Annotated in this window: 8 protein-coding genes; all 8 read right to left on the bottom strand. The window is 46.0% G+C overall.

Features of this window, described 5'->3' with window-relative positions; genetic code table 11:
- Positions 1-15: 15 nt before the first annotated feature.
- Genes Q4Q52_RS13425 through Q4Q52_RS13390 form a run of 8 tightly spaced genes read right to left on the bottom strand, consistent with a single transcriptional unit; the run spans position 16 to position 11,596 of the window.
- The gene (locus Q4Q52_RS13425; RefSeq protein ID WP_311990834.1) at positions 16-1,986 is read right to left on the bottom strand and encodes a hypothetical protein; all 1,971 of its coding nucleotides are present in this window, start codon (positions 1,984-1,986) and stop codon (positions 16-18) included.
- Entirely contained in the window at positions 1,979-2,887 is a 909-nt protein-coding gene (locus Q4Q52_RS13420; RefSeq protein WP_311990833.1) for a hypothetical protein, read from the bottom strand. The genes Q4Q52_RS13425 and Q4Q52_RS13420 overlap by 8 nt, the downstream gene beginning before the upstream one ends.
- Positions 2,884-3,216, bottom strand: a complete 333-nt coding sequence (locus Q4Q52_RS13415; RefSeq protein ID WP_311990832.1) for a hypothetical protein — start codon at positions 3,214-3,216, stop codon at positions 2,884-2,886. Before Q4Q52_RS13415 ends, Q4Q52_RS13420 begins: the two co-directional genes overlap by 4 nt.
- A 4-nt stretch (positions 3,217-3,220) precedes the next feature.
- Positions 3,221-3,520, bottom strand: coding sequence for a hypothetical protein (locus Q4Q52_RS13410; protein ID WP_311990831.1), 300 nt, complete (start codon positions 3,518-3,520; stop codon positions 3,221-3,223).
- Entirely contained in the window at positions 3,513-4,517 is a 1,005-nt protein-coding gene (locus tag Q4Q52_RS13405) for a hypothetical protein (RefSeq protein WP_311990830.1), read from the bottom strand. The genes Q4Q52_RS13410 and Q4Q52_RS13405 overlap by 8 nt, the downstream gene beginning before the upstream one ends.
- 11 nt (positions 4,518-4,528) lie before the next feature.
- Positions 4,529-7,003 (bottom strand): hypothetical protein, encoded by a 2,475-nt coding sequence (locus tag Q4Q52_RS13400; protein ID WP_311990829.1) that lies wholly within the window; start codon positions 7,001-7,003, stop codon positions 4,529-4,531.
- A gap of 7 nt (positions 7,004-7,010) precedes the next feature.
- The gene (locus Q4Q52_RS13395) at positions 7,011-7,382 is read right to left on the bottom strand and encodes a hypothetical protein (protein ID WP_311990828.1); all 372 of its coding nucleotides are present in this window, start codon (positions 7,380-7,382) and stop codon (positions 7,011-7,013) included.
- 38 nt (positions 7,383-7,420) lie between these two features.
- Positions 7,421-11,596, bottom strand: a complete 4,176-nt coding sequence (locus Q4Q52_RS13390; RefSeq protein WP_311990827.1) for a tape measure protein — start codon at positions 11,594-11,596, stop codon at positions 7,421-7,423.
- Positions 11,597-11,614: the final 18 nt, after the last annotated feature.

The following is an 11,614-nucleotide window of genomic DNA, read 5'->3' as shown; positions in this document are numbered from 1 at the left end:
TGGCTGTTAGCAGGGTTACGCGATTGAGCGGATCACTGTAATGGATTGTTCGATATCGATATCACCGCGATCACTGACGCTGGCGCGGATGCTCCAACTGTCACACGTTCCTTTAAAGACTTCGGCACCTTCACGAATACCAATTAACATGCCAGGCGTTGCGGGTGGCAAATCAACCATGACGGGCAAGGATAGCGTGACGTTCAGCTTGTCGCCTGTATCTGCCAGCGCATTGGTGCCAGCGATGCGCGCCGCTTGGTTATCTACGATCAACTGAGCGCTAATATCAGCAGCAGGAATATTGCCCGCGCTGCCGGTGCGTTTCACCTTGGCGCTAATCCCCTGTTGTTCACCACGCAGCCACACTACATCACACAAAGGATTGCGGGAGACTGATTCGCTGTAATTGGTGATCACAGCATCGTGCACTGTTAGGTCCGGTACCGCTGTTGCCATTTCCCACGGCACGGTTGGCCAGCGTGGAATGATAGTCAATTTACGGGTGGCATCATCCGCTAAGATCATGCAGCCCAATTGGCTCGCTGCTTCATTAATCGCGTCGATCGGTGACTTGTTACCCACACTGAACGCGCCTGCAGGGACGCTAAAATCTGGTATCCCGCTTAGCTCTGCAGTCCAGCCTGTGTTTTGCAACAGATCACCAATAATACCGCCAAGGCTGCGCAATACAGTGTTGGTGTAGCTGATAGGCAAAAGGTAAGGCGATGACAGCTCTGCGGCGCGTGATCGGCCTGTGCTGCTGTGGGTTTCAATACCAAAGGCTTTGCTGGCGCTTGGCTGCTCGGTAATGGCATAAAACTCATAACCGTTGATGGTGATCAGCAATAGTTCATTGTGAGCACGCTGCGCATCGATACGGCTTGAGAACTCAAGGCTAACCGACCTCGCCCACTGTCCACGGCTTTGGCTAATGCTCACACTGGTGATCACAATCGGTAAACTGTCTGATACTCGCACGCATGTGATCGTTGGCTGCATTAAGTAGTACCTGCGGATTTGTGGTTCAATCGGGATTTTAAAATCGATATTGGGTAATGGTGGATTGGCATCAATAAGGCCGCCGCCATCGTCCCAGTAGCACACGTTCGGTGAGGCCGTAAATCTAAGCTGTGTTGGGCTAGTTGAGTTGATCCAAGGTTCGCTAAAGCGCAGCGTGACCTTACCCACTGGCGGTACGTATTTACTGGAACATACCCATCGCGCCGCATGGGGAGCCCATGCAACAGTCTTATTATCACCTTGGCTTTGAATGTTGGTATAGCTAAGCGCTATCTCAGTCGCTAATTGCTCGCCGATATGCAGTTTAACGATAATTTGCTGGCTCTTAGCGGCGGCTTGTGACCACTGCATTTCCAGCATTGTCTGCTGCAGTTCTGGCACTATCCAATTGCTTATGGCTTGCTGACAAGGGGCCTCTGGTACCAACCAATTCATATCGAGTTGAAAAGGTACCAACGTATTCCATTGCCAATCAACAGCAAATATTTCGCCAGCTAATGGCGGCGTATTCCATACCATTACAATTTGCTGTTTTAAGCTAAAAAAGCTATCCCATGCAAACACTGCATTGGCAGCATGTGATTGACTGCGCTGGCTTAGTGTAAGTTGCTGCTCGATAATTTCACTTGTATTGAAAACCACCCCGCAAGCCATTCCAATGGTTCCTACACGTATAGGATCTGGCTGCTCTGGGACCTGTTCATCACCAAACCGCAAAGTTATCGGTGATGTAGCATTGAGCCAAGATGTATTAAATCTTAACTGTATCGGTTTGGTTATGCGTACAGTTGTTGAAACTTCAACTTTACTCTGTACAGATAAACTAAATCCCTGCAAATAATTTTCATAAACATTGATAGTTAAATTAGACGTAACTGCAATGACTCGATCTGCAGAAAACTGAAAATCTACAGCTTCACCGTTTGGCGGGAAATAAGCCCCTTGAGGAAACTTGAAATCAATCAATTGGGATCACCCTGTCAAAGACTAAGGCATTAAGTGCGGAACTATCCTCAGCCAAACAAACCACATAATGTTCATCTGGATATGCAGTTTCAATGAGGTAGTCACCCGAACTATCAGAAGTGGTTGAACCAACGAGCAAACCACTACTGCGGAGATATGCTCTAATATCGGTGATGATACCGGTACCATTCTCACCAATCACTTGACCAGATATTTTCTTTAGTGACACAGACCTGAATTGGTACGTGTTGGATGGTGTTAGCTGTTTGCCAAAATTGCCATTTCCGACTAATGCTTGACCAGATGCAGAGGTCGAATCCATGATAAAAAACTGAAGATAACTGCCTGCATCAGTACCCGCAGTGCAAACCAGTTCAATATTACCTCTCGAAAATTTGATCGCGAGGTCGGTCTTATTTAAATTGCTGTTACCGTATTGCGACCAACTGATAAATAGAATTGCAGCATCTGCCGTTTTAACCCACTTGCCATTGTACGATTTACTATCAACATTGGGGCTCTTACAGTTAATAACAAATGAAGGGTTGATCGTGGCGCGTGATGTATAGGCACGAGGTACACTGACTTGACTGGGTGCAACGGCTATTATAGCACGACCAGACGATGAGACAGAGCCCGGTGGTTCGTCAACATAAATACCGATTGATCCCTCAGTTGATTGCATTATTTTGGATGATAGCCCATCTATTGCTGTTGGAAACCCTATATCTATTTCCGTTGCAGCATCATCAGCCTGAACCAAGCCGGGTAAAGTGGCAGTATCACTGAGGCCAAGCTCAGTAGCCCATGCGCTGTATGCGAGCAATGCATTAGCGTGTAATGGTGTTATTTCAACAATGTCATTGAAAATTTGCTTGCCAGTTTTAGGGTCGATAATCATAGTGACACCCTAGTGTCTGCACTTAATAACGTAAACGTACCTGTTGCACTGTATACCAAATCATTAATTTGCTGAGACAAGTGAAACGTTGTGCCCCCCCAATAGCTAATATATTTGACAGTAGAACCAGCAGTGACGGTAAATTGCACATCATTCACTAATGAAATAGCACCATTGTTTGGGGCAGAGAAAACGCAATCTTGGCGTGGCGAACTCAATTCATTATCAACACCATTAGCACCTGGCTCTCCACTGTGAATAGCAATTTTATCGATGGCGATAGCACCAAGAAGGATGTTTTTTGTAGCAACGCTTATTACCGTATTCATGCTGTTAATATCCAATTTCAATATCATTACTATTGACAAGTGGCAGACGTACACCATCTGCAACCACTGCATTGAATGTTTCATTGTCATCAATCATTAGCACGATCACGCCATCAATGGCATAGCTTTTGCGAACCAAGTGCGTAACTGTTACACCCGGCTTGATACTACCTTGCCAGATCAATTTCATAGTCACTCGATCTAAAATGGCATATCGCTCAGCAGCAACATCAGCATCCAGTTCAAACAACCCGACAAGATAATTCGAACGCTCAATGATTGGTTTAGCAATAAAATCACTCATACCAATCACCTGTTGAAATCCACAAATTACCTGCACCAATATGACCAACGGGTATATGGTAGAATGCCACACCATTCACAGTTCGAATCAGTGGTAAAGGTGAACCACAATACCCAGTGAATGAGGATTGAAACATTCCGGGGAGATAACCTCTAAATGCAGGGTGGAGATTACTGTTACACATGTTTTGACCAGTAGAGTCCAAAAATGCAGGGCTGGCAGATGCAGGGTTGATGGAAGTGGCCTGAATTCTGGCGGGTGTAAATAGCATTGCCAAACCATCGCTTGGTAATGCGTTAATTCTGGTGGTCGGGAACGTATCAGCAGAAACGGATAGAACCATTTGTTTAGGGAAATCAGAACCGTCAGTCTGGTGCATTTTAGCAACACCTGCGTTGTCAGTAAGATACCCAAGCCCATAAGACCAATCTGGCGATACTGCATCGGTCACATCAGCAGTAGACGGGGATGAAAATGTGATAAAGCGGTTGAAATCATTGGGTATGATACTGTGAATATCACCAACGAAAAAACTCAACACTATGTTTGTGTCAAACGGTGTTACGTCTACTGGTGAATCACCGTGAGTGAATAAATAAAAACTGGCTGCAGTAGCTATTACTACCCACTTGTAGGCTCGTGCTGAATTACCAACGGCGCAACGCCAACCACGATTGCTTGTACTCGACCAAGTTGGGTCTAGTGATGATAGAAATGTTGCAGACTGAAAGAATATTGGAGTCTGCAACGCATTACTAGCAGATTTAGGCCAAAACTTAACAAATCCACCTGAGCCTAGTAGTGTTGAATTGCGAAACACAACTTGCTGTGTCGCTTCATCTTCAAACGCCACCGACCAGCCAGCACCCGATTTTGAACCATACCCATCCACCAAGCATTTCTTGAGCACATTGATGAGTTCGGAAGGTCTGACACCTTTTGACATTTGCGGTGCCCCCGCATCATCCCAACGATAAACAGTAACTGGTAAGCCCATTGCAATTTCTCCTATGACTCGTTGCCGAAAAATGACAACACGGCTTTATCTGTAGTAATTTGACTGTGACCAACCTGCACATTGCGCAGTAGCATTATCGGATTTGAGGCCGCGAACGTGGCGAAACGAATCGCTTCGCCTTGCTGCCAACCGCCACCCCATGCACCTGAGCGAATGATGAAATAAGGGGCATTAGTCAGTGGGTTAATCGGTGAAAAATCATTGAGTGTGTCACCTGTGGCGATTTGGCCAAGACGGCGGCCAACACAGCGAAATGCGCTGGCTGAGGTCATAATCAATACCCAATCTTCATTCACTGCAGTGGTGTTTTTGACTTCAAACGGATAGTCAACCGCATTCACGTTACCCGTAGCAGGGGCGCCATCGAGGTCCCAATTGTTGGCCCAAGCTGTCATATCGCGAACTCTGCCAACACGGGCCTGCAGGTCGCCAAGGATTTGCACACTGGCTAATGTCGTACCTACTGGATATTCACGGGCTAATGGCTTGGCCAGCACAAGGCTATTGCCTGAAAAAGATGACACTAGACCGAGTTCCATAATGGTATCACTTAGCACAAACGGCGCAGTAAACCCCGAAAAATCACTGTTAATCGTGACCGTTCCTGCCACCTTATTTACCGTGAAATGGTCATTGTTATTGGTCCATAGGCTGGCGCCATTGGCATCAGTAATATCCACAAACTGGGCATTTTCACGAATCGTAAATACAGCACCGATAGAGTCTGTAACTTGCTGCACTTGGGTATGAGACAGCGCGACAGTTCCCCAGCGTCTGAACATATCGACAATGCCATCATTGGGGATACGCAGTGGGTTTAGCCCGTAAATCTCAGCGGGGGGTAGCTGGCGCAATTGGTCGGTAATGTCATAGCGCAGCGTGGTCAAATCTACCGGATTAGTAAATAACAGTTCAACCAAACCATCTACGATAGTGCCGCTAATGCCGCTGCCAGTTATCACGCCTTGGTTGTCAGATGAAGCGCTGATAATGGCGTGGTCTGATATCCGTTCAACCTGCACGTAAAAGCTTTCTAACAATGGATTAGCCACACTCAAGGCAAATTTAGCCGTAGTATCGCCGGCAGCCGCTGCAGTGGTTGATTCAACTAAACCTGAATAGCTCAATTCAAAATCACCACGGCTGACCGTTTGCTTAGTCACTACCCCAGTAAAATAATCAATGGTCGCCAGCAACTCAGTGGCGTCATAGAGCTTACCGATACCGCTATTCACATTTTCAAATACGTCCTGAGGCACATAGTTACTATCGGCAAACACCGCGCGGCCTTTGATACTGCCGACCGTTAACTGCTTATTGGCAGGGAATGCATTAGCACTTGAGTAAATGCTGTATTTATACGCAGAAACATAATAGAGCGAGACAGTGGGATTATTGACAAAGCGCACATCAGGCCGCAGCGTAACGGTCACGTTACCCGTTCCGATAGTAATCGACTGAACTAATGAATTACTCGCGGCGAAAACGCCATAAGGATCGGTAGAAACTGCAGTGACAACATCAGTATCTATCAGTAAATCCGCTGTGGTGAAGGTATAGCTATACGTCCCTTCTGCGCTTGGCTGGCTAATCACTTTGCGGATCACTTGGCTAACAGTGGCATCGCCGTTATCACTGCCGCCCGTGATGGTATTACCTGGCTTTGGCGCTAAGGTGGTAATCGCAGGCAGTAACGATAATTGAGTCGCGCCCACAGCTAAATTTACCCCGCTGGCGGCGGCAGTCAGCTTAGTTACCCCGTGGAATTTCAATGGTGATGCAGTGTTAGATAATCGCAAGCGAGTGCATTTACTCTGGCCATTGATTTGCAAACCGGGTTCTGGTGTCGCAAAGGGGATCGGTGGTTCAAAAACTACGGTACCCACAGCACCATTCACTATGCTAGTTCGAGTGACTTTACAAAAATGGGTTTTGCGTGGCCATGCCACGTTTTCAATGCCAGGATATTCCACGGTGATGCAGATCACTTGGCCAACCTGCAGATAAGTAGTTTTCCAATAGTCGCGGTCATTAAAGCGATAAGACGACTGCAGGTAATCTGAGGAAAATGAGTTTTGGTTCACAAGGAATCCGGGACCACCTTCACGGATCAATTCCCCTGCAGTGACTGACGACTCAATGATCTCTTTCATATCCGTCATGCGAGATTCATCATCCAGCGCGGCAGACTCGATCATGAATACGTTAACTAATGGGTCTATCGGTGGCTCACTGATAAACACATGTGCATCAATCAAAGTGCTGGTGTCTGGCGTATCGAGCGCAGGGAACGCTTTTACAATGTCGATACTGGATTGGGCATGGTCGATATCGGATATCGCTGAAAATAGCTCGTTAAGCAAGCCTGACTGCACAGCGTTCTTAGTCCGTTGGCCGCCAGCCTCATTACTTGAACCCAGTAACTCGGGTTTAAATACTTTTAAATCTAAACGGGAAATAGTCATAAATGGCCTATAAGGTCAGAAACTTAAGAACCACGTTAGTGAGCTTTTCAAACCCGCCAACTTCGTCGAATAAATCCTCACCCGTTATGGGCGAGCCTACAGTGTTATCCCAAACCACGTTATAACTGGTGCCTTCATAGGCCAACGTGAAGGCCGCTAATGTGGTAGCGGCATGGGCTTTTAGTTGTTCAAACTCAGTGCGCAGCATCCATCCAGATTTGGTGCCTAACTCCATGGCAATACCGGCTGGGATAATGGTTTGCTGCACCAATGGCGCACCGTTTAAGGCGCGCTTCATGTTGGCCGCAACGCGGGGCGTGCTGTCACGGTTTAGCCACAGCAAATCCACCGCGATATCAATGCTATCGATGGTTGTCATAGGGACCTTTGATTAATTGGGGCGAATAACAGGATTGGCTAACCGCCAACAGATTGCAGGCGTTTGATCTCGTTCATCAATTCAGTGACGAGGCTGCGCTTCATTTGGGCGTTAAAGGTGCTATTGCCAACCTGCAGTTGCAGCACTTGCATATCTGAAGTGTTAGCCACAGATTGCGTGCTGGTTTGGGTATTGGCTTGCGTGTTAACGGTTGCGGTTGCTTGATTTTGAGCGGTAGCTTTCGCAGTGGCAGCACTGGCATCGGCTTGCTTTTTCGCCTCGGCGGCGCTTTGGGTTTTTGCAGCTTGTTCGGCTTCTTGCTGGGCAGTGGCTTGTTGGCGTTTTTTGGTATCATAAATTTGTTGAGCTAATGAAAGCGCCTGTTTTGCAGCAGTAATCGCAGCTTGATCTCCTGCACGTTGTGCTGCATCTATCTTTGATTCAAGCTCTTTTTTTCTGGTATTAAGTTGCTCAAGTTCAGCATCTTTCTTTTTACCATTTAGCTCATCTAACTCATCACGAAGATCACCCAAAGTTTCACTAAGGTCGTCACGTAATGCAGCCATGCTATCCCTAGCGGACTGAATACCATTTCGCAGATTTTCGAGCGTTGCATCATCAAGCGCTAACATCGTGTTGTTTACACGATAAGTCATATCATCAAGTTGTTTTAAGGTCAGCGTATTACTTTTAAGCTGATCTTCCATTTTGCGATATTGTAATGTGGCACTAATGATCTCTTGCTCACGCTTAAATGCAATATTACTCAGTCTCGCTAGCTCCCCCCAGAAACCCATAGTGACGCGCTGGTTTCTAAGAATTGAGCCCTCAAGATCACGGTAACGCGCACTAAGTTCTTCTGTAGATTTACCACTAAAATCAAACTCTTTATTTAAATGTTCTTGTGCAGAAGCAAATAAGTTTAGGTATTCAGTCGCTCTACCTGTTTGCTGTTCTAACTTCTCAAGTTCAATTTGCTGCTGACGTAATGTTTGATTCGTCTTATCCGTTTTATCATCTACTTCTTCTTGCTCATCACCAAACAATCCAAGTAATTGTAAGATCACCTGTAATAATTTCATCAGACGTTCTTTTTCATCATTGTATTCTTTGGCGCTTATATTCCCCTTTTTATAAGCAAGATCTAAAGCTTCAAGCTGAGCAACAACTTGCTCCTGCTTTCCTTTAAGCTGCTGATAATTTGCGCTTTCTATTTCTTGAACTTTTACAAGATCAGAAGTTTGTACTGTTAGCTCACGTTTACGTTTGATAAGTTCTAATTGAGCAGCTGCTTTTTCTTTATCGGTGGCAGAAGAGCTTTTAATAATTTCACTCAGCTTAGAAATAGCTTTTTCAGTATTTTCGACCTCCTTTACAAATTGCTGTTGGTAAGAGCTTGTATTCTTGGTTGAGTCACTAAATTCCTTATTTTTACTTACTAAGTCATTTAATGTGCCAGTCAGTTTATTGGCAGCAGCCTCACTTTTTAGCGTTTCAGGTACGCCTTGGCTTTGCGCGGCAGCAGTTTTAAGCGCCGCTTCTGCCCACTTGGTATAGGCCTGCTCAACTTCAAATGCACTGGCAATACCTTCCTTCGCACCTTTTTTAACTTCTTCAAAAGTATTTTTAGCAGCTTCTTCTTGGTCTTTTAATGCCTTAACCGTCGTAATACCTGCCTTAGCCATGGCTGCTTCATATTCTTTAGCCGAGACAGCAGCTTTATCTGTTTCTCCTGCTAAATCTATTTGTGCTTGAGTCAATGCATCTGCTGAGTTTTTAGCATTATCCTGTGCAGTTTTATAATCTTCGATCGATGCTTGGCCTGCAATAAATGCATCACGGACTTTAACTAGCTCAGTATCTGCAAGTTCACTTTGTGATTTGAGCATTTCCATCGTCACCACTTGCAGCTTGGCGGTGGAATCTGTCATCTCATCTTGCTGAACTTGTTGTAATTTCTGAGCGTTGTAAAGTTTTAGAGTTGCACCTTCTAATGCAGCTTGAGCGGTTGCTAGCTCTTTTTGAGAAGCAGTACCTGACTCTAAAAGAGTACGGTAATACTCACTTGCTGCGTTGGCGCGTAACTCCCAAGATTTAACATTTTCATCAGCGACATTAAGTAGGTTTTTAGAAATTTCAACATCTTGCTGGTATGAAGATAAACGAGCCTCGGCTTCGCTCTTTATTGCTTCTTTAACCTTCTCAGCGTTTTTTACTTGTGTATCTGTGTTCTTATCGGATTCAGATCTTATCTCAAATCCAACTTGCTCAAGCGCAGCTTTTGCATCTTCAGCATCTTTTTTAACTTGAGCAATATATGCCTTAGAAATTTCTAACATTCCGTCAGCAGCATACTGAAATGCTCGAGAAAGCTTATTCTCACCAAAAATACTTAATGCTTTAGACATTCCCAATGGAAACATCGAAAAAGCCCCAATAACAGCAGCACCAAAACCGCTGACAACAATGCTTAGGGCGTTGAATACTAACCTGATACTACCCGCGACAACATTAAGCCCAGTAGCAAAGGCAGTAATGTTTTCCAGCATGCCTTTAAGGCTTGCGCCGCCATCTTTTAAAATGGCTTTGAAAAAGTCGCTGATATCTTGTGCTGCGGCCTTAATCTTGCCGCTTTGATTTAACTGATCAAAACTGGTGTTAATGTCTTTGAGTAAATCAATCGCCACTTGATAGGCGCCAGAATCAGCAATGTTCTGCTTAAACGACTCCCACTTATTCGAGAGAAGATTTAACTGACCACTTAACCGATCGAGACTTAATGCCGCTTGACCATTGGCTTGCTTGCCCATTTCGTCAAACAGTTGCTGCATCACTTCACGGCCAAGCTTGCCCGCTTCACTCAGCTTACCCAGTTGGACCGTGTTTTTACCTGTGACCTTTTCCAGCAAATCCCACACGGGAACGCCGCGTTCTACCAGCTGCAGGATTTCTTCACCTTGCAGCTTTTGCTTGGCCCACGCTTGGCCTGTGGCGAGGATGATGCCTTCTAGTTTTTCTTGGCTACCGCCTAGCTTAGCGTTGTAATCGACCATCGATTGCAACGCCCCATTCATGGGGTCAATGCCGAAGGTTTTTAACGAGGCGAAGGCTTGCTTAGCGCTATCGAGCTGGGTACCTGTGCGGTTAGCAAAATCCTTGATCCACGCCGTTGCTTGCTCGCCACCCGCAATACTGCCCATCATGGCAGTCATTTGCGCACTAAAAGAGGCCGCTTTATCGCCTGCGGTGAGGATTGACTTTAGGCTTTCCCATAGGCGATCTACGCCCACATAGGCGCCAGCCATCGCAATGAGTGAGCCCGTTGCGGCTTTGATGCTACCGCCAAAATCACTCGATGATTTTTTGCTTTCATCGAGCAATTTATTGTGGCGCTCAAGCCGAGTGTTTACGCCCTTAATCGCGATTTCAGCGGCGGCTTGCTGGGTCTTTAAGTCTTTGCTGGCATCAGCCAGCTTGTTCATATCAATACCGGCTTTATTCAGCACGGTTTGTTGTTTGTCTAACTCCGCCTTATTGCGGCCAAGGCTAGAGCCGAGTTGATTTAACTCAGTGCGCGCGCCTTTAACCTTAAGCGCATATTCGGCCTTTTTCTGGCCAGCCTGATCAACTTCGCTACTTAATTGCTTAAGCTCAATGCGCTCTTGCTCAAGCTCGGTCGCCAGTTGGTTAGCACTGGAAGCAGTATTTTTTTGCGCTGTTTCGAGCTGTTGTAAATCGGCATTCGCGGCAGCAAGGGCTTGCGCTTGATCTTTACTGGCCTGAGCGCCTTTATCTTGCGTCGCAGTTAAGCGCTCAACCTCAGCACGGGCAGCGGCCAGTTGTTCATCGTATTTGCTTAGCTCAGCAACTGTTTGGCTGTACTCAGTTTCAAGTTTACTGGTTGAGGTTGCCGCCTCTTTTTGGGCCTGCTCAAGTTGCTTTAAATTCTGCGCGGCTTGCTTTTGCTCTTTGCTGAATTGTTCGAGCGCGCGCGAGCCATCGATAAAACCCTTTTCGCCTTTAGTGATGGCGGCGGTGAGATCATCAATAGCCTTAATTGCAGCCTGTTGCTGCTTTAAATCATCTAGGCGTTCGTTTAAGACTTCACTTTGGTTTGCTAACTCTTGCAATGCCTTTTCTGATTTAGCCGCCTCGCTTGAGAACAAGTCGCGGCCTTGGATGATCAGGTTGATTACTTGATCTTTAAAACTCATGGCATCACCGATTGATAG

It is taken from the genome of Shewanella sp. SP1S2-4 (assembly GCF_031932075.1).
Classification (GTDB): Bacteria; Pseudomonadota; Gammaproteobacteria; order Enterobacterales; family Shewanellaceae; genus Shewanella; species Shewanella baltica.
Note: the sequence above shows the minus strand (reverse complement) of the source record. Positions and strands in the feature narration are given on the sequence as shown.